This window comes from Castellaniella sp., from assembly GCF_049671645.1.
Classification (GTDB): Bacteria; Pseudomonadota; Gammaproteobacteria; order Burkholderiales; family Burkholderiaceae_B; genus Castellaniella.
Genome location: NZ_JBATVG010000014.1, coordinates 265,041 through 290,395 on the forward strand (window position 1 = coordinate 265,041; position 25,355 = coordinate 290,395).

19 protein-coding genes, 1 pseudogene and 2 riboswitches are annotated in these 25,355 nt (G+C 67.2%); of the genes and pseudogenes, 7 read left to right on the forward strand and 13 right to left on the reverse strand.

Annotated elements, in window-relative coordinates:
- Positions 1-69 precede the first annotated feature (69 nt).
- The 3 genes from WBG56_RS05865 to folK all read left to right on the forward strand — a co-directional run bounded on the left by WBG56_RS05865 (position 70) and on the right by folK (position 2,778).
- Positions 70-774, forward strand: a complete 705-nt coding sequence (locus WBG56_RS05865) for an HAD family hydrolase (RefSeq protein ID WP_424266188.1) — start codon at positions 70-72, stop codon at positions 772-774.
- Positions 775-784: 10 nt separating this feature from the next.
- The gene (gene pcnB / locus WBG56_RS05870) at positions 785-2,179 is read left to right on the forward strand and encodes a polynucleotide adenylyltransferase PcnB (RefSeq protein ID WP_424266190.1); all 1,395 of its coding nucleotides are present in this window, start codon (positions 785-787) and stop codon (positions 2,177-2,179) included.
- Between the two features lie 71 nt (positions 2,180-2,250).
- Complete coding sequence (folK, locus tag WBG56_RS05875) at positions 2,251-2,778, forward strand: 2-amino-4-hydroxy-6-hydroxymethyldihydropteridine diphosphokinase (RefSeq protein WP_424266192.1); 528 nt, start codon at positions 2,251-2,253, stop codon at positions 2,776-2,778.
- Here folK and WBG56_RS05880 read toward each other — a convergent pair.
- Positions 2,775-3,266, reverse strand: coding sequence for a VOC family protein (locus WBG56_RS05880; protein WP_424266363.1), 492 nt, complete (start codon positions 3,264-3,266; stop codon positions 2,775-2,777). The genes folK and WBG56_RS05880 overlap by 4 nt on opposite strands.
- 36 nt (positions 3,267-3,302) lie before the next feature.
- Positions 3,303-3,692, reverse strand: a pseudogene (locus tag WBG56_RS05885) (YybH family protein); the annotation flags it as partial.
- Between the two features lie 138 nt (positions 3,693-3,830).
- Here WBG56_RS05885 and WBG56_RS05890 point away from each other — a divergent pair.
- Positions 3,831-4,499: a winged helix-turn-helix transcriptional regulator gene (locus tag WBG56_RS05890; RefSeq protein WP_424266194.1), complete on the forward strand. Its 669-nt coding sequence runs from the start codon at positions 3,831-3,833 to the stop codon at positions 4,497-4,499.
- A gap of 81 nt (positions 4,500-4,580) precedes the next feature.
- A complete protein-coding gene (locus WBG56_RS05895) occupies positions 4,581-5,090 on the forward strand; it encodes a dihydrofolate reductase (RefSeq protein ID WP_424266196.1) in 510 nt (169 codons plus the stop codon).
- Between the two features lie 82 nt (positions 5,091-5,172).
- On the opposite strand, the gene WBG56_RS05900 is transcribed toward WBG56_RS05895, so the two are convergent.
- The 11 genes from WBG56_RS05900 to apbC all read right to left on the reverse strand — a co-directional run bounded on the left by WBG56_RS05900 (position 5,173) and on the right by apbC (position 22,629).
- Positions 5,173-5,385 carry a tautomerase family protein gene (locus WBG56_RS05900; protein ID WP_298013718.1) on the reverse strand — a complete coding sequence of 71 codons (213 nt, stop codon included), beginning with the start codon at positions 5,383-5,385 and terminating at the stop codon, positions 5,173-5,175.
- A 111-nt stretch (positions 5,386-5,496) separates the two neighbouring features.
- A complete protein-coding gene (gene gcvP, locus WBG56_RS05905; protein ID WP_424266199.1) occupies positions 5,497-8,379 on the reverse strand; it encodes an aminomethyl-transferring glycine dehydrogenase in 2,883 nt (960 codons plus the stop codon).
- Positions 8,380-8,394: 15 nt separating this feature from the next.
- Positions 8,395-8,766 carry a glycine cleavage system protein GcvH gene (gene gcvH, locus WBG56_RS05910; protein ID WP_424266201.1) on the reverse strand — a complete coding sequence of 124 codons (372 nt, stop codon included), beginning with the start codon at positions 8,764-8,766 and terminating at the stop codon, positions 8,395-8,397.
- Between the two features lie 86 nt (positions 8,767-8,852).
- A complete protein-coding gene (gcvT, locus tag WBG56_RS05915; protein WP_424266203.1) occupies positions 8,853-9,935 on the reverse strand; it encodes a glycine cleavage system aminomethyltransferase GcvT in 1,083 nt (360 codons plus the stop codon).
- A 38-nt stretch (positions 9,936-9,973) separates the two neighbouring features.
- Positions 9,974-10,078, reverse strand: a riboswitch (glycine riboswitch).
- A gap of 12 nt (positions 10,079-10,090) precedes the next feature.
- Positions 10,091-10,186, reverse strand: a riboswitch (glycine riboswitch).
- A 119-nt stretch (positions 10,187-10,305) separates the two neighbouring features.
- Positions 10,306-11,529 carry a CaiB/BaiF CoA transferase family protein gene (locus WBG56_RS05920; protein ID WP_424266205.1) on the reverse strand — a complete coding sequence of 408 codons (1,224 nt, stop codon included), beginning with the start codon at positions 11,527-11,529 and terminating at the stop codon, positions 10,306-10,308.
- A gap of 115 nt (positions 11,530-11,644) precedes the next feature.
- Positions 11,645-13,030 carry an aminoacetone oxidase family FAD-binding enzyme gene (locus WBG56_RS05925; protein WP_424266207.1) on the reverse strand — a complete coding sequence of 462 codons (1,386 nt, stop codon included), beginning with the start codon at positions 13,028-13,030 and terminating at the stop codon, positions 11,645-11,647.
- 59 nt (positions 13,031-13,089) lie between these two features.
- Positions 13,090-15,354, reverse strand: coding sequence for an Orn/Lys/Arg decarboxylase N-terminal domain-containing protein (locus WBG56_RS05930; RefSeq protein ID WP_424266209.1), 2,265 nt, complete (start codon positions 15,352-15,354; stop codon positions 13,090-13,092).
- Positions 15,355-15,433: 79 nt separating this feature from the next.
- Entirely contained in the window at positions 15,434-15,997 is a 564-nt protein-coding gene (gene dcd, locus WBG56_RS05935; RefSeq protein WP_424266211.1) for a dCTP deaminase, read from the reverse strand.
- Positions 15,998-16,073: 76 nt separating this feature from the next.
- Positions 16,074-19,628, reverse strand: a complete 3,555-nt coding sequence (locus WBG56_RS05940) for a translocation/assembly module TamB domain-containing protein (protein WP_424266213.1) — start codon at positions 19,626-19,628, stop codon at positions 16,074-16,076.
- Positions 19,625-21,478, reverse strand: a complete 1,854-nt coding sequence (locus tag WBG56_RS05945) for an autotransporter assembly complex protein TamA (protein ID WP_424266215.1) — start codon at positions 21,476-21,478, stop codon at positions 19,625-19,627. Before WBG56_RS05945 ends, WBG56_RS05940 begins: the two co-directional genes overlap by 4 nt.
- Before the next feature lie 65 nt (positions 21,479-21,543).
- Complete coding sequence (gene apbC / locus WBG56_RS05950; protein ID WP_424266217.1) at positions 21,544-22,629, reverse strand: iron-sulfur cluster carrier protein ApbC; 1,086 nt, start codon at positions 22,627-22,629, stop codon at positions 21,544-21,546.
- 163 nt (positions 22,630-22,792) lie between these two features.
- Between apbC and WBG56_RS05955 the strand changes: the two genes are divergently transcribed.
- Both WBG56_RS05955 and metG read left to right on the forward strand, forming a co-directional pair.
- Complete coding sequence (locus WBG56_RS05955) at positions 22,793-23,068, forward strand: hypothetical protein (RefSeq protein WP_424266219.1); 276 nt, start codon at positions 22,793-22,795, stop codon at positions 23,066-23,068.
- A 136-nt stretch (positions 23,069-23,204) separates the two neighbouring features.
- A complete protein-coding gene (gene metG, locus WBG56_RS05960) occupies positions 23,205-25,274 on the forward strand; it encodes a methionine--tRNA ligase (RefSeq protein ID WP_424266221.1) in 2,070 nt (689 codons plus the stop codon).
- Positions 25,275-25,355 lie beyond the last annotated feature (81 nt).

Consider the following 25,355-nt stretch of genomic DNA (forward strand, 5'->3'; position numbering starts at 1 on the left):
GGCCCCGGACGCCCGCCCTTCGACCCGCGCCCCGCGCATTCCGCCCACCGACCCTTTGACGATACGCCCATGACCGCACCTTCCCACCTCGCCCTATTCGATCTGGACCACACCCTGCTGCCCTTCGACAGCGACTACCAATGGGCGGAATTCCTGGCCCGCACCGGCCGCGCCGGCGATCCGGCGCTGGCGCGCCAGCGTAACGACGATCTGATGCGCCGCTACAACGAAGGCACGCTGTCGGCGGAAGAAGCCGCCGATTTCATGCTGGGGCTGCTGCGCCTGGGCGAACCCGACGAACTGGCCCTGTGGCACCAGGACTACATGCGCGAAGTCATCGCGCCCGGCCTGCTGCCCGCCGCCCGGGCGCTGGTGGCCGATCACCAGACGCGGGGCGGCCTGTGCGCCATCGTCACCGCCACCAACGCCTTCGTCACCGCGCCCATCGCCCGGGCGCTGGGCATCGACCATCTAATCGCCACCATCCCGCAGCGCGACGCCGACGGCCGTTATACCGGCCGCATCGAGGGCACGCCCAGCTTCAAGGCGGGCAAAGTGCTTCGCGTGCGCGACTGGCTGCGCGCGCAGAACCTGCAGCTGGAAGATTTCGCCGAGTCCTGGTTCTACAGCGATTCCATGAACGATCTGCCGCTGCTGGAAGCCGTCACCCACCCCGTGGCCACCAACCCCAGCCCCTCGCTGCGCACACTGGCGCAAGGCCGCGACTGGCGCATTCTGGATCTGTTTGCGGACATGCGGGATACAAAGTCTTAAAATACGCGCCATGCTCAAGCAGACCATCAAAAATTTCGTCTCGCGCCTGTTTGCCACGCCGCCCAGCGGTCCGGCGCGCCTCTCCCGCGACAAACACGGTATCGACCGGCGGCTGGTATCGCGCCACGCGATCAAGGTCTGCGAGGTCTTGAACCAGCAGGGCTTCGATGCCTATATCGTCGGCGGGGCCGTGCGCGACCTGATCGTCGGCCTGCAGCCCAAGGACTTCGACGTCGCCACCAACGCCACGCCCAACCAGATCCGCCCGCTGTTTCGCCGCGCCCGCATCATCGGCCGGCGCTTCCAGCTGGTGCACGTGGTGTTCGGCCAGGAGATCATCGAAACGTCCACGTTCCGCGCCCCTGCCTCGGGCAATCAGGAAACCGACGAACACGGCCGCATCCTGCGCGACAATGAATTCGGCACCCACGAAGAAGACGCCGCGCGACGCGACTTCACCATCAACGCGCTGTATTACGACCCCCTGAAAGAAGAAGTCATCGACTTTCACCAGGGCGTGGCGGATCTGAAAAACCGCGTGGTGCGCATGATCGGCGATCCGGAAACCCGGTTCCGGGAAGACCCGGTGCGCATGCTGCGCGCGCTGCGTTTCCAGGCCAAGCTGGGCGCCCGCATCGATCCGGCCACCGAGGCCCCGATCACGCAACTGGCCGCGCTGATCGAACACGTCCCGGCCTCGCGCCTGTTCGACGAGACCCTGAAACTGCTGACCTGCGGCCACGCCATGGACTGCCTGCGCGAACTCAGCCGCTCGGGCCTGACCAAAAGCCTGATCCCGCTGATCGACCGCATCTTCGAGGAAGACGGCGGCGAGGCCTTCGTGGAAATCGCCCTGTCGCGCACCGACGCCCGCGTGCGGGCAGGCAAGCCCATCAGCCCCAGTTTCCTGTTCGCCGCCCTGCTATGGCGGCTGGTGCAAAAGCGCTGGATCACGCTGATGGCCCAGGACGTGCAGCGCAACGAAGCCCTGATCCGCGCCGCCGACTCGGTGATCGACGAACAGATGGACAAGCTGGCCATCCAGCGCCGCCATCAGGCGGACATGCGCGAGATCTGGCTGATGCAGGCGCGCTTCGAACGCGCCACGGTCCGATCGATCTGGCGCATGATGGAACAGCCCCGCTTCCGCGCCTCCGTGGATTTCCTGCAGTTGCGCGCCGAAGCCCGCGAGGTCGACAGCGTGCTGGCGCAATGGTGGATGGACCTGGCCGACAGCGGCGACGAACGCCGCAGCCAGATGATCGACACCTGGCAGGCTGGCCACGCCGGCGCCCGGCGTGTGGGATCGGGGGCGACGCGCAAGCGCCGGCGCCGGCGCAAACCGGGCGACACCTCATCCGACGCGGCCTCGTCCCACGACGGGACACCCGATCAGACTGCCTGATCCCCTGCCGGGCGGCTCTCGGCAGGCACAGGCGCTTGCCGCCCGCCCTCCGCCCGCCTTCGCCAATTCCCATGAACGGACACACCACAGACCCCGGACAGGACCGGCCCCACACCGTCACGGCTTATATCGGCCTGGGGGCGAACCTCGGGGACGCCATCGGCACCTTGCAGGCGGCGGCGCGGGAAATCGCCGCCACACCGGGGGTCGAGGCCTTGCGCCTGTCCCCGTTCTACGGCACGGCCCCGGTCGGCTGCACGGGCCCCGACTACGTCAACGCCGTGGCGGAAATCCGGACCGGACTGGGCGCGCGCGCCCTACTGACCGCCCTGCAGGCCATCGAACAAGGCCATGGACGCGAACGCCCCTACCGCAATGCGCCGCGCACACTGGACCTGGACTTGCTGTGGCATGGAGGACAGGCGACCGACGAACCCGGCCTGATCGTGCCCCACCCGCGCATGCACGAACGCGCGTTCGTGCTGCGCCCGCTGATGGACCTGGCGCCCGGCCTGGTCCTCGCCCAGGGAGATCTGCCCGCCCTGCTGGCGCGCTGCGCGGACCAGACGATCAGGCCCCTGCCCAGCCCCTGCGCCTAGGACCGCCCGGCGCACATGTCGGCGGCGGCCTGCTGGATGGCGGCCGGGTCCAGATCGCGCACGTGGGTCGCCAGGGACCAACGGTGGCCATAGGGGTCGCTCACGACCCCGTAGCGATCCCCCCAGAACATGTCCTGGGGCTCCATCACGCTCGTGGCGCCGGCTTCGACCGCCTGCCGGAACGCGGCATCCGCGTCCCGGACGTACAGATGGATCGTCACCGGCGTGCCCTTCAGCGTCACGGGGCTGGGCGACTGGCATTCCGCCGATTCTTCCATCAGCATGACGGCCGAATCCCCAATGCGCAGGCAAGCGTGCAGCAGGCCGCCCTGCGGCGCATCCAGACGCGCCATGACACTGGCTCCGAAGGCCTTGCCATAGAAATCGACGGCGGACGCCGCATTCACGCAGACCAGATGCGGCGTGACGGTATTCATGTCCGTCGGGATGGGCTGCACGCGGGCCGGCCCATCGGGCGACAGGGACATCAGGGCCTTGCCGGTTCCCATGTCGCAGGGAAACGAGAAGTGCTCGTGCGCGATCAACCAGCGCCCGTCGATCCGCCGGAAGCCGGTGCTCATCCGGCTCCAGCATCCGGGCTCCTCATCGCCCTGCCCGCAACTGACCAGCGCATGCGCGTACGCCAGGTGCCCGTCAGCCTGGATGTCCAGATCGCGAAAGCCGAACTGGACATCGAACGGGCAGGCCTCCAGGCAGGCGCGCCAGTGCGCGCCGTAGGCCTCGCGCCCCAGGAAGCGCAGGGACTGGATCGCGTCGTAGGCGACGACATCGGGCGCATAGCACGCCATCAGGGCCTCCATATCGCGCTGGCTGGCCGCCTGGCGCCAGGTTTCCAGGACCTGTCGCAATGCCGCGTCGGCGGGGGATGCGGGGGAAATGCTTGCAGTCATCATCGTCTCCTCTGGCAGCCCGCATGACGGGCTCTGTTCTGATCCGGACGGGCGTCGCCCGGATGCCACAACTATACGATTCTATGGTCCTAAAAAATAACTATTAAATTATTTTTTATAACTTGTCGTAGAATGTTCCGTATGACGACTCAACGAAGTTACGGAGACGGTTGCGCCGCGGCCCATGCGCTCGACCTGATCGGAGAACGCTGGGCATTGCTGATCGTGCGCGAACTGCTGCTCGGCCCAAAGCGTTTCACCGACCTGCGCGCCGGGCTTCCGGGCATCAGCGCCAACGTCCTGACCCAACGTCTGACTCGGCTGGAAGCCAGCGGTGTCCTGTCGCGTCGCCGTCTGCCGCCCCCCGCCTCCGTTGCCGTCTACGATCTCAGCCCCTGGGGACGCGAACTGGAACCCATCCTGCTGCAACTGGTGCGCTGGGGCGTCCAATCACCGGCATTCGTGCGCGGCAGCCCCTTGAACGCGGACGCCCTGATCCTTTCTTTTCGCACGCTGTTCGATCCCCTGGCCGCCCAGGGCCGGGACACCTGCGTCACGCTGGTCCTGGATGGACAGGCCTTCTCTGCGATGGTTCTGGCAGGCCAGCTGGACGTCGCGCGCGGCCCCGCCGCCGCGCCATCGCGCGCCACCCTGTCGACCGACCCGACCACCCTGCTGCACATGGCCTATGGCCATATCGCCCTCGAAGCGATGCTGGCGCAAGGCCGGGCCGACTACAGCGGCGAACGCGCGGCCATCGAACGATTCCTGGGTTGCTTCTCGGTTCCCGGCGTCGCCGCCCCCGACTGACACCCGCCGAACCCCGGACGCCGCAGCCATCTGGTTTACACTGGGCGGCGCCTTCTCCTCTCACCGTTCCGGAAATCCGCCATGCCCGCCCTGCCCCCCATCCGCCTGGTCGTCGCCTACACCGACAACCGCACCATCGGGCTCGACGGCGGCATGCCCTGGCACCTGCCGGGCGACCTGGCGCATTTCAAGCGCAGCACGCTGGGTCACCCGATCCTGATGGGCCGCAAGACTTGGCTGTCCCTGGGGCGCCCCCTGCCGGGGCGGCGCAATCTGGTGTTGACCCGGGATGCGTCGTTCACGGCAGCCGGAGCCGAATGCTTCGCGTCCCTGGAGGCCGCGCTGGCGGCCTGCCAGGGCGCGGAACGCATCTGCGTGATCGGCGGCGAGCAGATCTTCCGGTTGGCCCTGCCGCTGGCCGACGAACTGATCGCCACGGAAATCCACGCCCGGATCGAAGGCGATACCTGGTTTCCGGAACTGCCCGCCGGGCAATGGCGGGAAACGGAACGCCTGCCCCAGCCGGCCGGCGATGGCGGCCTGAGCTACGATTTCGTCACATACCGGCGCACTACGGCAGCAACGGCCTGAACGCGGCCCGCCTCGCTACCCGCCTGCCGCCCGGACCCGCCAGACACGAACTCAGCCCGCAGGGACTGATCCGTGTCCGAGCTTATGCGCCTGCTTTGGCTCGGGCCCGGATGGCGGTGACGGGCTCGCCCGCAATCCCCCAGTTGTCGGTGTCGATTTCCTCGATCACCACGAAGGTGGTCTTGGGATTTTTCCCCAGCACGTCCACCAATAGCTGAGTGGCGCCCTCCATCAGGCGGGCCTTCTGTTCGGCCGTGACCCCTTCGCGGGTGATCTTGATGTTCACGTACGGCATGGCGTCTGTCTTCCTCGGTCGGCCCCGGGGGCCGCAAATGCGAAAAGGCCCCACCGGATGGTGGGGCCCTCGGTCGGAGCCTATTCTAGGCCCATTCGACGGCCATGCCCATCAGGCGATGGCCTGAGCCTCCGAGGCATAGGCCTCGATGGGCGGGCAGGCGCAACTGAGATTGCGATCCCCCCAGGCATTGTCCACGCGGGACACGGGCGGCCAGTACTTGCGAGCCGCCATGCCGGGCAGCGGATAGGCCGCCTGTTCACGCGTGTAGGGATGGGTCCAGTCCTGCGCCAGCAGCACGGCCGCCGGGTGCGGGGCATTGACCAGCACGTTGTCTTCCAGGGGTTGTTCACCGCGTTCGACGGCGGCGATTTCCTGGCGGATGGCGATCATCGCATCGATGAAGCGATCGAGTTCTTCGACCCCTTCGGATTCCGTGGGTTCGACCATCAGCGTGCCGGCCACCGGGAAGCTCATGGTGGGGGCGTGGAAGCCGTAGTCCATCAGGCGCTTGGCGATGTCCTCGGCGCCGATGCCGCTGGCGTCCTTGATCGGGCGGATGTCCAGGATGCATTCATGCGCCACCCGTCCGTTCGGACCCGCGTATAGGATGGGATAGTGCGGCGCCAACCGGGACGCCAGATAGTTGGCGTTCAGGATGGCCACCTGGGTGGCGCGGCGCAGGCCGGCCGCCCCCATCATCATGATGTACATGGTGGAAATCGGCAGGATGCTGGCGGACCCGAAGGGCGCGGCCGACACCGGGCCGGACTGTCCCGCCGGCAGGCTGCCGTCCTCGCCCACGATGCCCGGCAGATACGGCGCCAGATGCGCGCGCACCGCCACGGGGCCCACGCCCGGGCCGCCGCCGCCGTGCGGGATGCAGAAGGTCTTGTGCAGGTTCAGGTGGGACACGTCGGAACCGAAGCGCCCCGGGCGGGCCACGCCCACCATGGCGTTCATGTTGGCGCCGTCCAGATAGACCTGGCCGCCGGCCTCGTGGATCAGATCGCAGATTTCGGTGACGGTGGTCTCGAACACGCCGTGGGTCGACGGATACGTGATCATCAGGGCGGCCAGATGGTCGCCCACCTGCGCGATCTTCGCCCGCAGATCCGCCATGTCGATATTGCCGTTGTCGTCGGACGCCACTACCACCACGTCCATGCCGGCCAGGTGGGCCGACGCCGGATTGGTGCCGTGCGCCGAGGCGGGAATCAGGCAGACGTTGCGCTGATGTTCGCCGTTGGCCTGGTGATAGCCGCGAATCGCCAGCAGGCCCGCGTATTCGCCCTGGGCGCCGGAATTGGGCTGCAGGCTGACGCGGTCATAGCCGGTGATTTCGCACAGGGCCGAGGACAGGCGATCGATCATGTCCTGGTAGCCCTGGGCCTGGCCGGCCGGGGCGAAGGGGTGCATGTGTGCGAACTCGGGCCAGGTGACGGGAATCATTTCCGCCGTGGCGTTGAGCTTCATGGTGCACGAACCCAGCGGGATCATGGTGCGGTCCAGGGCCAGGTCCTTGTCCGCCAGCGACCGCAGGTAGCGCAGCATGTCGGTCTCGGACTTCACCTTGGAAAACGCCGGATGCGCCAGGATCGGCCCCTGGCGGCGCGAGGCCGCCGGGATGCCGTCGCCGGCGGCAGTGAAATCGGGCGCCACGCGGGCCGCCCCGGTGCCGGCCGCCAGCACGCCCAGCAGGACTTCGATGTCGTTCTGGCCGACGGTTTCGTCCAGCGACAGGGCGACGCAGGTTTCATCGACCCGGCGCAGGTTGATGCCGCCATCGACGGCCGCGTCCAGCACCGACTGGGTGCGGGCGCCGGTCTTCAGGCACAGTGTGTCGAACCAGGTGTCGTTGCAGACGGTGATTCCCATGCCGCGCAGCGCCGCCGCCAGCTGGGTGGTGTGCGTGGCGACGCGCTGGGCGATGCGGCGGATGCCATCCGGGCCATGCCAGACGGCGTACATGGAAGCCATCACCGCCAGCAGCACCTGCGCGGTGCAGATATTGGACGTGGCCTTTTCGCGGCGGATGTGCTGTTCGCGGGTCTGCAGGGCCAGGCGCAGGGCGGGTTCGCCCTGGGCGTCTTGCGACACCCCGACCAGACGGCCGGGCAGATTGCGCTTGTAGGCGTCCTTGCAGGCCATGAAGCCTGCGTGCGGGCCGCCATACCCCATGGGCACGCCAAAACGCTGGGAGGACCCCACGGCGATGTCGGCCCCCCATTCGCCCGGCGGCGCCAGCAGCGCCAGGGCCAGCAGATCGGTGGCCACGGCAACGATAGCGCCCGCATCGTGGGCCTGTTGAGCCAGGGCGCGGTAATCGGCCACGCCGCCCAGGCTGTGCGGATACTGCAGCAGCACGCCGAAGCAGTCCGGCAGGCCATCGGCCTCGTTCCCGACGACCACGTCGATGCCCAGGCCGGCCGCGCGGGTGCGCACGACTTCGAGCGTCTGCGGATGCACGTGGGCGGAGACGAAGAACTGGCTGGACTTGGAGCGCGACACGCGACGGGCCAGGGTCATGGCCTCGGCGGCGGCGGTGGCCTCGTCCAGCAGGGAGGAATTGGCGATATCCAGGCCGGTCAGGTCCGTGACCAGGGTCTGGAAAATCAGCAGGGCTTCCAGGCGCCCCTGGGAGATTTCCGGCTGGTACGGGGTATAGGCCGTGTACCAGGCCGGATTTTCCAGGATGTTGCGCAGGATGACGTGCGGCACGTAGGTGCCGTAATAGCCCTGGCCGATGTAGCTGCGCAGGACCTGATTGCGCGACGCGATCGTCTTCAGATCGGCCAGCGCCTCGACCTCGCCCAGCGGACCGGGCAGGTTCAGGTACGGGGCGTCGGACAGGATGTTCTCAGGGACGACTTCGCGGATCAGGGCATCCAGGCTGGGCGCCCCGATGGCCGCCAGCATGGCCTGCTGATCGGTCTCGGACGGCCCGATGTGGCGGGCGATGAATTCGGAATGCGTGGCGGGGTCGCGCAGCATGGGGGTGTTCTCCGGTTAAATCTGGGCCTGGTAGGCGGCGGCATCCATCAGGGCATCGACGTCGGCCGCGTTATCGGGGCGGATCTTGAAGATCCACTGTTCGTAGGCGGCCTCGTTGATCAGGGCCGGCTGGTCGTTCAGGGCCTCGTTGAAGGCGATGACCTCGCCCGCCACCGGCGCGTAGATGTCGGACGCGGCCTTGACGGATTCCACCACGGCGGCGGTATCGCCCGCCGCCAGGTGGGCGCCGACCTGCACGTCGCCGACGAAGACCAGATCGCCCAGTTGGTCCTGGGCGTCATCGGTGATGCCGATCAGGAAGCAGTCGCCATCGGCCTTGACCCATTCATGGGAAGCCGTGTATTTGCGGTCGTTGGGAATGGACATGATGTACCCCGTGAATGTGGTGGTTTGTCAGGAAAAAATGATGCGGCCGGTAGCCCGCACCCATCAGGCTACCCCGCCGGATGCGTTCAGACCAGCGCTTTGCCGTTGCGCACGAAAGGCGGGCGCACGATTTCGGCCGGCAGCCATTTGCCGCGGATCTCGACCTCGGCGCGATCGCCCGGCGCGGACCCCACGGGCACGCGGGCCAGGCCGATGGAAAAGCCCAGCGTCGGCGCCATGGTGCCGCTGGTCAGTTCGCCTTCGCCCTGCGGCGTGCGCACTTTCATGTGGCCGCGCATGATGCCGCGTTCCAGCAGCTTCAGGCCGACCAGCTCGCGGGCCTTCGACGCAGCTTCCAGGGCGGCGCGGCCGATGAAGTCGCGCGATTCGTCCTTGAAGGACACAGTCCAGGACAGGCCTGATTCCAGGGGGTGGACGGTTTCGTCCATGTCCTGGCCATACAGGTTCATGCCGGCTTCCAGGCGCAGCGTGTCGCGCGCGCCCAGGCCGCAGGGATGGACGCCGGCGGCCGCCAGCGCATCCCAGAAGGCCTTCACGGCCGTGGCGGGCAGCACGATTTCAAATCCGTCTTCGCCGGTGTAGCCGGTGCGGGCGACCAGGGTGTTTTCGTCCACCAGGGTGCCGTTGAAAGGCTTGAGTTCCTGGGTGGCCGCCTGCCATTCGGGGTGGATGGCCCAGACGGTGTCGCGGGCTTTGGGGCCCTGCACGGCCACCATGGCCAGATCGCGCCGGGGCGTGATCGTGACGCCGAAGGGTTCTGCCTGCTGGCGCATCCAGGCGACGTCCTTGTCGGCCGTGCCGGCGTTGACGACGATGCGCCAGCGGTCGGAAGCGAAGAAATAGACGATCAGGTCATCGATGACGCCGCCATCGGGGCGCAGCATGCAGGAATACAGGGCCTTGCCGGGCACGCCGGCGATCTTGGCGACGTCGTTGGCCAGCAGGTGGCGCAGGAAGTCGGGGGCCGATGCGCCCGCGACGTCGACGTTGAGCATATGCGAAACATCGAACATGCCCACGGACTGGCGCACGGCATGGTGCTCTTCCAGTTGGGATCCATAGGCCAGGGGCATGTCCCAGCCGCCGAAATCAACGATTTTCGCGCCCAGGGCGACATGGGTATCAAAGAGGGGAGTCTGCGCAGACATGGGAGGGCTCCAAAACAATAGGGCGGCACGCGTGCCGGCAGCGCCCTTCTGTCCTTTTGCCTGAGAGTTGCCCCACAGCGCGGGGGTTCACCTTCGGCGCCCGCGCCCGCTGAACGGGGGCGGATCTCTCCAGAATGCTGCGATGCACGTGCGGCATCATGCGGATGGTACGGGGTGCCTGAGCGATTCTGGGCGAATTGCGCCTTCGGCGGCCGCCTGGAATACCGGCGGCGCTCTCCCACCCGCATCGGGTGACAGCAAGGGCAAAATATACCCTGAAATGCCCTGGTTCAACAATCGGCGCGATGCCGGGTCTGCAAGCGCCCCTGCCGATCCTGCTCCGAACCGTCGTCCCGCCTTCGAAGGGGGCTCAGATGTAGCCCTGCTCGCGCCAGCGGCCCCGCGTGTCCGCATCCACGCCCAGGCGGTCCAGGATGGCGTCGGTATGCTGGCCCAGGGCCGGCGCCGGCGCATCGATGCCGCCCGGGGTCGCCGAGAGTTTCGGCACGATGCCCGGCACCTGACAGGGGGTGCCGTCGGGCAGAGGCTGGTCCAGGATCATGTCGCGGGCGCGGTAATGCGGGTCGCCGGCGATGTCGGCGATGTCATAGATGCGCCCGGCGGGAATGCGGGCGGCGTTCAGGATCTCCAGGACCTCGTCCTGGCTGCGGGCAGCGGCCCAATCGCCGATGGCGCCATCGATGCGCGCGACCTGCGCCACCCGGCCGGGGTTGTGGGCCAGATCCGGGTCGTCGCCCAGGTCGCCGCGGCCGATGGCCTGCATCAGGCGGCGAAAAATGCTGTCGCCGTTGCCGGCGATCAACACGTAGCCGTCCCGGCAGGCATAGGCGTTGCTGGGCGCGATGCCCGGCAGGCTGCTGCCGGCGGGCTGCCGGATCTCGTCGAAGACCGCGTATTCGGGCAGCAGGCTTTCCATCATGTTGAACACGGATTCGTACAGGGCGACGTCGATCATCTGGCCGGCGCCGTGCCGGTCCCTCGCCCGCAAGGCCAGCAAAACGCCGATGACGCCATGCAGGGCCGACAGGGAATCGCCGATGGACACGCCCACGCGCACCGGCGCGCGGCCGGGCTCGCCGCTTAAGTGCCGCAAGCCGCCCATGGCCTCGGCCACCACGCCGAAACCGGGGCGGTCCCGGTATGGGCCGGTCTGGCCATAGCCCGATACCCGCAGCATGATCAGGCGGGGATTCAGCGCGCGCAGGTCGTCCCAGCCCAGGCCCCAGGATTCCAGGGTGCCGGGCTTGAAGTTTTCCACCACCACATCGCATTCCGCCACCAGGCGGCGCACCAGATCCTGGATTTCCGGCTGACGCAGATCCAGCGTGACGGACTGCTTGTTGCGCGATTGCACCTGCCACCAGACGGACGTGCCCTGATGCAGCAGCCGCCAGTTGCGCAAGGGGTCGCCCTGTCCCGGCGGCTCGATCTTGATGATTTCCGCCCCGAATTCGCCCAGGATCTTGGTCGCGAAGGGACCGGCGATCAGTTGACCCATTTCCAGCACCCGGATGCCGTCCAGGGGTTTCGTCCCCTTCGGAAAGAAGGGCAGCGCATCGGGGCTCGTCGTCATGGTTATCCTCGGGTGGTGATCGGAATGATTCTATCCCCACGCGACGGCCTGCGCCGCGCGGGCCTCAGACCCGTACAACCTCTGTCTGCCGTTACCGGGCCGCCGGCCGCTGCGGTCAGGCCGCCTCCAGCGCCCGTCCGCAGGCTACTCCGGATGCCCAGGCCCACTGGAAGTTGTAGCCGCCCAGCCAGCCGGTGACGTCCACGGCTTCGCCGATGACGTGCAAGCCGGGACAGCGATGCGCCTGCAGGCTGCGCTGGTCCAATTCATCGGTATCCACCCCGCCGCGCATGACCTCGGCCTTCTTGTAGCCTGCCGTGCCGGTGGGCCACAGGGTCCAGCCGTGGATCCCTTCGCCCAGGGCGCGCAGGCGGCGATCCGGCACGTCGGCCAGGCGCTGGCCGCCCAGGGCGGCTGGCGCGCCATGCTCCAGGGCGTGGCCGGCGGTTTCCGCCGCCGAGGCATCCGTAGCGCCGCCCCCCGCCAGCCAGGCTTCCGCCAGGCGGCGGGGCCAGATGCCGGACAAGGCCGTCAGCAGCGTCTGGCGGCTGCCTTGCTTGGCGGCCACCAGGGCGTCGCCCATGGCCTGCCCCGGCGCCAGGTCGATGCGGATCGGCTCGCCCGGCTGCCAATAGCTGGAAATCTGCAAGATGCCGGGGCCGGACAGGCCTCGATGCGTGAACAGCAGGTCCTCGAGGAACTCGGCGCGGTCGCCCCCACGCCGGTGCTTGCGGCCCGCGCGGGCCGATCGACCTGCCGCGCGGCCACCCCCGGACGCCGAGGTGTGCGGGCCGTCCGATAGTCCTGGCGCGGCGCCTCCCTCTCCCGGAGCGCTTGGCTCGTGGGATAGACGCACTTCCAGGGCGACACCGGAAAGCGCCGCATAGGGCCGCCAATGCGCGGCATCGAAGGTCAGGGGCACCAGCGCCGGGCGCGGCTCGACGATCTTCAGGCCGAACTGGCGGGCGATCCGCAGGCTGAAGTCCGTGGCCCCCAGTTGCGGAATGGCCATGCCGCCGGTCGCCAGCACCAGTTGCGCGGCCCGGATCGGGCCGGCATCGGTGGACAGCACGAAATCATCGGTCTCGCGCAGCACGGACTGCACACGGCAGGGCATGCGCCAGGTCACGCCGCCGCTATCGCATTCCTGGCGCAGTACCCGGATGACGGATTCGCTGGAATCATCGCAAAACAGCTGCCCGCGATGCTTTTCATGCCAGGACACGCCATGCGCGCGCAGGAGATCCAGGAAATCCTGCGGCCCGTAAGCCCGCAGCGCCGAGCGGCAGAAATCCGGATTGCGCGACAGGAACTGGGCGGGGCCGGCGCCCAGGTTGGTGAAGTTGCAGCGCCCGCCGCCGGAAATGCGGATCTTTTCCGCCAGGCGTTCGGCGTGATCGATCAGCACCACGCGCAGGCCGCGCTGGCCGGCGACGGCGGCCGCCATCATGCCGGCCGCCCCTGCCCCGACGACCGCGACATCGAAGCGGGCGCGGGTCACGCGGCCACCCCGCCCGTCATGGCGCGAAATTCACGCACACGGATCAAGACGGCGGGACATCAGGGCGTCTCGTGGATGCAATCCACGTAATAGTGGCGCTGACCGTGGTCATCGGTTTCGTAGGCCAGGCCGTGCACGTCGGTCTCGAAGCCCGGGAACTGCTGATTGAATTCCTGGGTGAATTTCAGGTAATCGACGATATCGCGGTTGAAGCGTTCGCCCGGAATCAGCAGGGGGATGCCCGGCGGATACGGGGTCAGCAACACGCCGGTGACGCGGCCTTCGAGCTGTTCCACCGGCACGCGCTCGACCTCGCGGTGCGCCATCCGGGCGTAGGCGTCGGCCGGGCGCATGGCGGGCACCATGTCGCTGAGATACACGCGCGTGGTCAGGCGGGCGAAGTCGTAGTGGCGATAGGCCTCGTGGATTTCCTGGCACAGGTCACGCAGGCCCATGCGCTCGTAGCGCTTGTGCGCCCGGTTGAATTCGGGCAGCACGCGCCACAAGGGCTGATTGCGGTCGTAGTCGTCCTTGAACTGCTGCAAGGCCGTCAGCAGGGTGTTCCAGCGGCCTTTCGTGATGCCGATGGTGAACAGGATGAAAAACGAGTACAGGCCGGTCTTTTCGACCACCACGCCATGCTCGACCAGATACCGCGACACCAGGGCCGCCGGAATGCCGGTGTCGGCAAACGTGCCGGAAATGTCCAGCCCCGGCGTGACCACCGTGGCCTTGATCGGGTCCAGCATATTGAAGCCATCGGCCAGATCGCCAAAGCCATGCCACTCGTCGCCCGAACCCAGCAGCCAGTCCTCGCGGTTGCCGATGCCTTCGGCCACCAGCCGGTTGGGGCCCCAGACCTTGAACCACCAGTCGTTCTTGCCGAATTCGGATTCGACCTTGCGCATGGCGCGGCGGAAATCCAGGGCCTCGCGGATGGATTCCTCGACCAGAGCGGTGCCGCCGGGCGGTTCCATCATGGCCGCCGCCACGTCGCAGGACGCGATGATGGCGTACTGCGGCGAGGTGGACGTGTGCATCAGGAAGGCTTCGTTGAAGATGTTGCGATCCAGCTTCCGGGTTTCGGAATCCTGCACCACGATCTGCGACGCCTGCGACAGCCCCGCCAGCAGTTTGTGCGTGGAATGGGTCGCATAGACCATGGTGTCGTGGCTGCGCGGCCGATTGGGCCCGATGGCGTGCATGTCTTCGTAGAACTCATGGAACGCCGCGTGTGGCAGCCAGGCCTCGTCGAAATGCAGGGTGTCGATTTCCGACCCTAGTTTTTCCTTGATCATCTCCACGTTGTAGATGACGCCGTCGTAGGTGCTTTGCGTCAGCGACAGGATGCGCGGGCGCTTGTTGACGGCTTCGCGGGCGAAAGGATTGGCCTCGATCTTCTTGCGGATGTTCTCGGGGTCGAACTCTTCCAGGGGAATCGGCCCGATGATGCCCAGGTGATTGCGCGTGGGGCGCAGGAACACGGGGATGGCGCCCGTCATGGTGATGGCGTGCAGGATCGATTTGTGGCAATTGCGATCCACCACCACGACGTCGCCCGCCGCCACGTTGGCGTGCCAGACGATCTTGTTGGACGTGGACGTGCCGTTGGTGACGAAGAAGCAGTGGTCCGCATGGAAGATGCGGGCGGCGTTGCGTTCGGATTCGGCCACCGGCCCGGTGTGGTCCAGCAGCTGGCCCAGTTCATCCACGGCATTGCAGACGTCGGCGCGCAGCATGTTTTCGCCGAAGAACTGGTGGAACATCTGCCCGACGGGGCTTTTCAGGAAGGCCACGCCCCCCGAATGCCCCGGGCAATGCCAGGAATACGACCCATCGGACGCGTAATCCAGCAGTTCGCGGAAAAACGGCGGCGCAAGGCTGTCCAGGTAGGCCCGGGCCTCGCGGATGATGTGACGCGCCACGAATTCGGGCGTGTCCTCGAACATGTGGATGAACCCATGCAGTTCGCGCAGGATGTCGTTGGGGATGTGCTGCGAGGTGCGCGTTTCGCCATACAGGTAGATGGGGATGTCTTCGTTGCGAAAACGCAGTTCGCCGATGAAGGTGCGCAGGTTCTTGATCGCATTAGCCACGTCCTCGGGGGAATCCTCGTCGAATTCCTCGTCGTCGATGGACAGGATGAAGGCGCTGGCGCGGCTTTGCTGCTGCGCGAAGGAACTGAGGTCGCCGTAACTGGTGACGCCGAGGACTTCGACCCCCTCGGCCTCGATGGCCGAGGCCAACGCGCGGATGCCGAAGCCCGATGCGTTCTCGGAGCGATAGTCTTCGTCGATGATGACGATGGGAAAGCGGAATTTCATGGCGATCACCGTAAGGACCGCCTGCGCGGCCCGATATGCCCCCGTCCTGCCCAGGACCGGGGCTTTCAGCGTTTGGAAATCAGGTGCGCGGCAGCGTCACCCCGTGTTGCCCCTGATACTTGCCGCCCCGGTCGGCATACGAGGTCTCGCAGACCTCGTCGCTTTCGAAGAACAGCATCTGGGCGCAGCCCTCGCCGGCGTAGATCTTGGCCGGCAGCGGCGTGGTATTGGAAAATTCCAGCGTCACGTGGCCTTCCCATTCGGGTTCCAGCGGCGTGACGTTGACGATGATGCCGCAACGGGCATAGGTGCTTTTGCCCAGGCAGACCGTCAGCACCGTGCGCGGAATGCGGAAATATTCCACCGTGCGGGCCAGCGCGAACGAATTGGGAGGGATGATGCAGACATCGCCCTCGAAATCCACGAAAGAACGTTCATCGAAGGCCTTGGGGTCCACAATCGACGAATTGATGTTCGTGAAGATCTTGAATTCACGGGCGCAGCGCACGTCGTAGCCATAGCTGCTGGTGCCATAGCTGACGATCTTCTGGCCGTTGATCGCGCGCACCTGCCCGGGTTCGAAAGGATCGATCATCCCGGCCTGCGCCGCGCCGCGGATCCAGCGGTCGTTCTTGATGCTCATGGACACCCTCAATTCAATATTGCCGTATTTTAAGAGAAAACCCCGGCCCGTCGACCCCTGGCCCGCCGGAGCGGATTCAATCCATCGAAAACCATCGGTAGACCAGCGCCAGGCCGCTGACCGTGCCGGCCGTCATCTCGGCCCGCAGGCCCCGCATCAGGCGGTAGCTCAGGCGCGCGACCGTGCCGGTCTGCGCCAGGGCCTGCTCCAGGCTGACGGTCAGATCCTTGCTGAGCGTCTTGCTGGCCATGACGAAACGCTGTTCGATGGGGCTGGCCCCGCTGTCCAGGCCGCTGACGACGCTTTCCACTGGCAGGATGCTGCCGGTGCTGCCCAGTTCCCCCGAGCGCATGCTCAGCTCATCCAGGCCGAAGCGTTTGTAAAAAGGCTCGCCGCCCGACAGGAAGGAGCTGCCCACCGAGAACAGCAGCGACATGTCGCCGCCGGCATCGTCGGGTCCGTGCCCCAGCAGCAGCCAGGTCAGTTTCTCGGTTTCGCTGACGTCGGGAACCGACACCAGATCGATGCGCGGCCGCCGCGCGGTCCCGGCCACCTGCACGCCGGCCTGCACGGCAACGTCGGTGCGCAGGGCCTGGATGTCCAGCACGGGATTGCCGATGTCGCCCTGGAACGTCACGGTGCCCCGGCGCAGCTGCAGGTGCTGGCCATAGGCGTCGATGGCCCCGCCCCGGGTGCGCAGCGCGCCCAGCGCCGTCAGCTTGCCCTGATTCAAATGCAGGTTCAGGCTGCCCACCAGGCCGGAATCCAGGCCGTATCCGGTCAGATAGAAGCGCGGCCCCAGGTCGATGGTCAGATCGGCCCGCATATCCAGCGGCGCGCCCTGTTCCGGGGCCGGCGCTTTCTCGCCGGGCTTGAGCACCACCACGTCGCTGTCCAGCGCCGGGATATTGTTCAGCATGTCCAGATCGAACCAGCCGGCGTCCGCCACGATCTTGCCGCTCAAGTCGATGCGCGGCAGGCTGGCGTCGATCCGCACGTCGCCCGTGATCATGGCATAGCGGTCGGAACGCTGCAAAATGGGGTAGCGGGAAAAGGCGATCCGCACCTGTCCGGCATCCCCGCTCAGATCCCATTGCCCGGATACGTCCAGTTGCCCGTTCTGCGCGTCCGGGTTCTCGGCCACCCAGGTCGCCGTGCGCCATTCTTTGGGGGCGACCCGGCGCACCGCCGGAAACCGCAGGTGATCCAGCACCAGCCGCATGCCGTCAAAATGCGCTTGCAAGGTACCGTCCAGCAGCCGCACCCCCTGATCCGCGATCAGCAGCCGCATGTCCTGGCCCTGCAGGGGACCGCTCAGGACCCAGCCGCCCTGCGCCAGGCTGCGGCCGGTGATGTCGGCATGAATGGTGCCGCCGACCTCCATCGCCCCGCCCAGCAGCAGGTTCACCCAGGCCAGGTCTTCGGATTCAGCCTGCAGGCGGATGTGCTTTTCGTCCTGGGGCCGGATGCCCAGCCGCCCGCCCGGCGTGGCATGCAGCGGCGTGTCGGCCCGCAAGCGCATCCGGCCCATGTCGCGGGTATCGATCTGCAGGTCCAGCGCGGCGCGGCTGGCCGCGGGGGACGTCGGACGGATGGCCACATCCAGTTTCGCCGTTTCCAGCCCCAGCTGGATGGGGACGTCGCCCGGCACGATCAGATCGCCATCGGTGCGCGCCAGGTGGATGTCGCCCTGCAGCGCGCCCGCGAATTTCAGATGCCAGTCCAGGGCCAATTGCAGGCGGCTGCGCCGCGCCTGTTCGGACAAGGCGGTCCGCACGCCGCCCAGCCGGGAATCGGCCTTGCCCAACCAGGCCTGCACCTGGGTGATGCGCTCGGGTGTGATGACCAGGGGATCGATCCGGCCCCGGGTCTCCCACTGTCCGGGCTCGCCCGAGGACGCCTGATGCTGGACCTGCAAGAGCGGTTGGCCGTCCAGCAGCAGTTCCAGCCCCGCGCGGCCCACCCGCCATTGACCGGCGGGACCCAGGGCCAGATCCACCGGACCCTGGCTGCGCGCCTCGACGCCCGCATGCCGCACCTGCAGCGTTGACAGGCGACCCTGCCACCCGTTTTCCGGCGACCAGCCGCCTTCCAGCGCCAGCCGCGCATCCAGCGGCGACCGTCCCGGGATGCCGGCCTGGGAATTGGGCGGCGTGTAATGGCCTTCCACGGTCAGGCGATGCCGGTCCAGAGAGCCGTCCGTGTTCAGCTTCAATTCGGCGCCGCCAGGGATGCCCGGCCACACGGCAGCCAGGGCCGGCAACAGGGCCTGCGCCGACAGTCGCGTCTGGCTGGCGGACACATCGCCGGCCAGACGCACGCGGTCCGGCCCCAGATCCAGCGCCACGTCCACGCCTTCCGCTCGGATGCCCGGCAGATCCAGCGGCGAGGCCCCCGCGACATCCAGCAAGGGCCCCTGGGCCCGAGCCAGGCGGGCGACGCGTGCGTGGCCGCCCAGCGCCTGGCCGTTCCAGCGGCTGGCGGGGTCGATCTGCAACGTCAGCCCCAGATTCTGCACCTGCTGCCCAGGCGTCAATTGCAGCTGCAAAGCGCCGCTCAGGTCCAACCGGGTCGCGCCCAGTTCACGGGGCAGCCAAGGCGTCAGGATCAGACCCCGCGCGCTCAACGCGGCCTGCACGGGGCGCAGGCCATCCGCCCCGGGCTGCCCAGGCTGCACGCTTGCCTCCAAACCGGCCTGCCCCGGCAACGTCAGCGCCACCCGGGTCTGGCCCAACGGGAAGGCCTGTGTGGGGAAGACCTCGGCATCGGCCTGCAGGGTGGCGCCTTCGCCTTGCCCCCGCGCCTGCAGATGAAAGGCGTCGAGCGTCCCGGCCACGCGCACATCCAGGTCCACCCGGCACGGCGGGCCGTCGGGCGCTTCCGCCGATGCCCCGCGGGTGCCTTGCGTCGGGACCGGCCCTTGCAGCAGGTGTTTGAAGCAGACCGGCGACTGCGGGCTGCGGTCCTGCGCCGAGCCTTGCAGATTCAATTCGAAAGGCCAGGGGGCGGCCAGGCCGCGCACGGCCAGATTGCCGTTGACCGACAGCAGGGTGTCGCCATGCGCCAGTTGCAACTGATCCAGCGCCACGGTCGCCGTATCGGCATCCAGGGTCAACGCGGTGGAGACCGACAGCAGTTCCACCGGCAGCTCGGTATCCCCCAGATGCAGGCCCAGCCCCCCCAGCGACAGGCGATCGACCCGCAGGCCCAGCGGCAATGCCGGCATCCGGAAGGGCTCGGACGGCGCCTCCGCCGGACTGGCCGAGGGCCGCACGGTCACGTCCACCCTTACAGCCGACAGGTCGTTGATATGCAGGCGGCGATCCAGCAGCTCGGGCCATAACGCCTTCAGATGCAGCCCCAGCACGCGGATATCGACATCCGGCAGGGACAGGGCGAGGCCTTCGACGTACAGGCCATGGCGGATGGATCCGCGCACCCCCTGAACCTGGCCGTCGAACTGGGCCACGACCGTGCGCAGCAGCCAACGGGTGCCGCTCGGGCTGGAGACGCACCACCAGGCGAAGCCGACGCCCAGGATCAGCGTCATCACCAGCGGCGGCAGAATCCACAGCCAGAAGATCCGGAGGCCGCGCCGCAGCCGTTCGCGCAGGCGGGTCAGCCGGTTCAAAACGCGATCCCCAGTGAAAACTGCAGGCGCAGGCGGCGGTCCTTCTGCGCCCAGGCCAGGTCGACGTTGAACGGCCCGGCCGGCGTGCGCACCGCCAGGCCTGCGCCATAGCCGACATGCCAGTCGAACTGGTCGAAGGCGGGCGCCGCATCGCCCGCATCGACGAAGACGTTGGCGCCCAGGATATCGGTGAAATAGTGGGTGTACTCGATGCTGACGACGCCCAGGACGGGCGCCCCGATGACGGCATCGCCGCGTTCCAGGCCGATACTCTGGTAGCGATAGCCGCGGATGCTGCGCGACCCCCCGGTACGCCAGGAAAAATCCTGCGGCAGCCGGTCGGTATGCGCCCAGACCTTGCCGACTTCACCCCGAACGGTCAGCACGTCGCGGTCGCTGAGCGACCACCATTGCTGGGCGCGCAGGCTGCTGCGGTAAAACGGCTGGCCATCGTCCAGCGTGGTGCCCACCCCCAGGCCGAATTCGATCAGGTTGCCTTCGCGGGGATCATATTTGGCGTTCACGTCGCGCCGCAGCCACTGCCAGGTCGCCGCCCAGCTGGGGACCTCGTAGCGATAGGCTCCGGAAATCCGCGTCTTGTCGTAAGCGACCAAGGCATTCCAGGTGGTTTCGTATTCCACCCGGCTGTCGCCCGCGGCCTTGCGCTGCTGGGTGCGTTTCCAGCCCATGCCGGTGCGGCTGGTTTCCAGGCCTTCGATGTCCGAATGGTCGTAGAGCAACCCGAAGCTGTCCTTGTAGCCATCCGGCGTGGGCGGCAGATGCACGTCGAAGAACGCCCGTTGGCGTTTCATGTCCACTCCCGCCCCGGTTTCGATCCAGACCGGCAGGCCATAGACGACGTTCTGCCGATACAGGCCTTCGACCCGCACGCCATGATCGCTGTCGGCCCCCAGGGACGTGCTGGCGTAACGGGCGGGGGCTTCCGTGACCTGGACGCGCACCGGCAGGGTCACGGGATCGTTCCCCGTGGGAGGACCCGCAGCCTCGGTCGCGCGCGCACCGGTGTCGCCATGTCCGGCGGCGTCCGCCGAAGACGCCGCCCGGCTGCCATCGACCAGGGTGACGAAGGCCCCCCGGAAAAATGACGTGGACTGCAGGGCCTGCTGCCAATCCTCCAGTTTGGCCTGGTCGTAGGGCTCGCCCGGGTCATAGCGCACGTAGCGGCGGATCAGGGATTCCGGGACCCGCTTCAGGCCGATCACCTGCAGCGGCCCCAGGCGCACCGGCGGACCGCTGTCGACGGTCACGTCCAGGTCGGCCTTGGCGGCCTGGGGATCGACCACGGCCCGCGTCGGGTCCAGGCGGGCGAAATAGAAATCCCGCTGCGTCACGGCCTCCAGCAGCCCGGATTTGGCGGCATGCCAATCGTCGTTGATGAAGGGCATGCCGGGCTTGAGCAGCCAATCGGCCTTCAGGGCGTCCCGGCGGCCGGCATAGCCCGACCCCGCCAGCGCCCCCTGAAACGACAAGCCCAACTGCCGCACGCGGGTGCGGACGCCCGGATCGATGGTGATGTCCCAGAACTCGCCTCCGTTCGGGGCGCCGTCGGACACGTCCAGCGCGACCTTGGCGGCAAAGTATCCCTGGGTCTGCAAGGCGGCCTGGGCCGCGTCCCAGGCGCGGCGGCGCAGGCGCGAGACCTCGCGAACGTCCTGGTCTTCGGCCAGACGCGTGATGGCGCCAACGGCCTCGGTGATGGCCTGCAGGACTTTGGGAGGCGAGGACCCGGGGTCGATGATGACTTCGGGCTGCGCCGCCCGGGCGGGCGGGCCGTGCAGCAAAACCAACAGAAGACAGGCGGCGCTACAGACAGCCAGACGCCGGGCCATTCGCCCGCGCCGATTCCGGGCAGCCGACCAGCCCGCTGTCTGGATCGCCGTCCCTGCCTGAGGCATCAGGTCTTGCGGGCAACGACCCGGGGACGCGCCCCGGCATCATCCAGCGGCTGACCTGCCACGTGGACCGCCAACTGATGAGCGATCTGGTGATAGAGCGCTGCTGCCTGCCCCTGAGGCGAAGCCACCACGCTGGGCCGGCCGGAGTCGGTTTCCTGGCGGATGTCGAGCTGCAGCGGCAAGGCCCCCAGCCACGGCAGATGATAGGCGGCGGCCAACTGGCGACCGCCATCCTGCCCGAAAATGGGTTCGACATGCCCGCAGTTCGAGCATACGTGCACGGACATGTTTTCCACGATCCCCAGCACCGGAACGTCCACCTTTTGAAACATGATCAGGCCCTTGCGGGCGTCTGCCAGGGCCAGATCCTGCGGGGTGGTGACGATGACCGCCCCCGTCAACGGGACCTTTTGCGCCATGGTAAGAGCAATATCGCCGGTTCCCGGCGGCATGTCCACAATCAGATAGTCAAGATCGTTCCAATTCGTAAGCGATAGCAACTGTGTCAGCGCCTGGGTCACCATCGGGCCGCGCCAGATGGCCGGGCCGTCGTCGTCCATCAGGAAACCGATGGAGTTGGACTGCAGGCCGTGGCCCATCATGGGTTCCATGCTCTTGCCGTCCGGGCTTTTGGGCTTGCCCGACAAGCCCAGCATGATGGGCACGCTGGGGCCGTAGATATCGGCATCCAGCAGGCCGACCCGGGCGCCTTGGGCCTGCAGCGCCAGCGCCAGATTCACGGCGGTGGTGCTTTTGCCCACGCCGCCCTTGCCGGAAGCCACGGCGATGATGTTGCGTACGGAATCCAGCGGCCGCAGGCCGCGCTGCACGGCATGCGTGGCGATCCGCGAACGGAAATCCAGGGCGCCCAGCGGCGCCCCGGCAGCGGCCAGCGCGGCCTGGATGGCCTGGCGCAGGGCCTGCTCGCCATTGAATACGGGATAGCCCAGGGTTACAGTGATATCAAAGGCGTCGCCCGACGCGGCAATCTGCAGTTCGGATTCCGTCACGGCCAGGGATTTGCGGGTATCGGGATTGATGACCCGCGACAAGGCCGAACGGATGTCCTGGGGGGTGGTGCTCATGGAAAATCCGGATGAAAACGATCGAAACCACAAGCATAGCGGATTCCCCTGGAAATCCACGGATTGACCCCAATATGCATGTGATCACGCCCTTGCCCGCATCCACTCAGGCAGCATCGCGTCACGACATGCAACCTTTTCCGGCCCTACAGGTCCTATTCTTATGAAGCTCATTCAACAAATCCTGCGCGCCGCCCTGTTCCTGGTCCTGGCCTTCTTCGGCCTGATCATGGCCTTCGTCTTCATGGCCTCGACGATCCTGGCCATCGGCATCCTGTACATCGTGGCCCGACTGCAGGGCCGCCCCTTCGGAGTCAAGGCCTATTGGGCCGAGCGCCGCCGCCCGCCGATGCCGCCGCGCCCGGGCGCATGGACGCGCGCCGGCGACCCGGCCCGCCGCCAGGACGTCACAGACATCGAAATGCGCGAAATACGCTGACCCGGCCCGGGGCGTTCCCCGGATCCCGCCTGGGGATGATTGGACAATGGCGACAAGGCCGCCTCGCCCGGGCGGCCGTCGGCAGTGGCACGGACTGCTAGAATCAACATCTTTCTGTCTCTGATGCCCGCCCGCCATGTCGCGCACGATCTTCGTCACCACCGCCCTGCCCTACGCCAACGGATCCTTTCACATCGGCCACATCATGGAATACATCCAGGCCGACACCTGGGTGCGGGCCATGCGCATGGCGGGCCATACGGTGCATTTCGTGGGCGCGGACGACGCGCACGGCGCCCCCATCATGCTCAAGGCCCAGGCCGAAGGCATCACCCCCCAGGCGCTGGTCGCCCGCTACGCCGATGAACGGCCGAAATACCTGAACGGCTTTCACATCCGCTTCGACCACTGGCACAGCACCGACACGCCCGAGAACGTCGAACTGTCCCAGGACATCTACCGCGCATTGAAAGCGGCTGGCTTCATCGACAGCCGGGAAATCGAACAGTTCTACGACCCGGTCAAGGGCATGTTCCTGCCGGACCGCTACATCAAGGGTGAATGCCCGCGCTGCCACGCCAAGGACCAGTACGGCGATTCCTGCGAAGTCTGCGGCGCCGTCTACAGCCCGACCGAACTGATCGAACCGTATTCGACTCTGACCAAGGCGCGGCCGGTGCTGCGCAGTTCCGAGCACTTTTTCTTCCGCCTGTCCGATCCGCGCTGCGTCGCCTTTCTGCAGGAATGGACCAATGGCCGGCGCGCCGACGGGACGCCGCGGCTGCAGTCCGAGGTCCTGGCCAAGACCCGCGAATGGCTGGGCACATCCGAAGGCGCCGAGGCCAACCTGGCCGACTGGGACATTTCACGCGATGAGCCGTATTTCGGCATCCCCATCCCGGACGCGCCCGGCAAGTATTTCTACGTCTGGCTGGACGCGCCGGTGGGCTACCTGGCGTCCCTGAAGGCCTACTGCCGAAAACAGGGGCTGGATTACGACGCGCTGCTGACGCCGGACGGCGACACCGAACAGGTGCACTTCATCGGCAAGGACATCGTCTATTTCCACGCCCTGTTCTGGCCCGCCACGCTGAAGTTTTCCGGTCGCAAAGTCCCCGACATGCTGCACGTGCACGGCTTCATCACCGTCAGCGGCGAAAAGATGTCCAAAAGCCGGGGCACGGGCATTTCCCCGCTGCGCTACCTGGACATCGGCATGGACGCCGAATGGCTGCGATACTACATCGCGGCGAAGCTGAACGCGCACGTGGAAGACCTGGATTTCAATCCGGACGATTTCATCGCGCGGGTCAACAGCGATCTGATCGGCAAGTACGTCAACATCGCCAGCCGGGCGGCGACCTTCATCACCCGCCATTTCGACGGCGCCCTGGCCTACGCCGGCGACACGGACGCCCTGCGGGCCGAACTGCGCGCCTGCGCCGCCGAGGTCCAGGCCGACTTCGAGGCCCGCGAATACGGCCGCGCCATCCGCCGCATCATGGCGCAGGCCGACAAGATCAACCAGGCCTTCGACGCCGCTCAGCCCTGGGTGCTGGCCAAGGGCTTTGCCCAGGCGGAACCCGCGCAACAGGCGGCGCTGCAGGACATCTGTTCGCGCGCCCTGGCCGGATTCCAGGCGCTGTCGGTCATGCTGTCGCCGGTCCTGCCGGCGCTAACGGAGCGCGTGGCCCGCGAACTGTTCGGCCGTGAACAGGCCTATGTCTGGGCCGACGCCGACGGCCTGCCCACGCGCATCGCCGCCTTCAAGCACCTGATGCAGCGCGTCGACCCGGCGCTGCTGGACGCCCTGTTCGAGCCGCCGCAGGAACCCGCCGCCGCGCCGGGCGGCGAACCGATCGCAGACGCCATCGACATCAAGGATTTCGCCCGCATCGACCTGCGCATCGCCCGTATCGTCGAATGCGCCGAAGTCGACGGATCGGACAAACTGCTGCGCCTGTCGCTGGACGCGGGCGAAGGCCGCCTGCGCCAAGTCTTTTCCGGCATCAAATCCATGTACAAGCCCGACGACCTGGTCGGCAAACTGACCGTGCTGGTGGCCAATCTGGCGCCGCGCAAAATGCGCTTCGGCGTATCCGAAGGCATGGTGCTGGCCGCCAGCCACGCCGACGAAAAGGCGCACCCCGGCATCTACGTGCTGGAACCCTGGGAAGGCGCCCAGCCCGGCATGCGCATTCACTGATCCGCCCGGATCAGGCGCCCCGGCCCGCCGCACCGCGCGGGCGGGGATCGCGTGTGATCGCGGAAACAGGATTTGAATCCA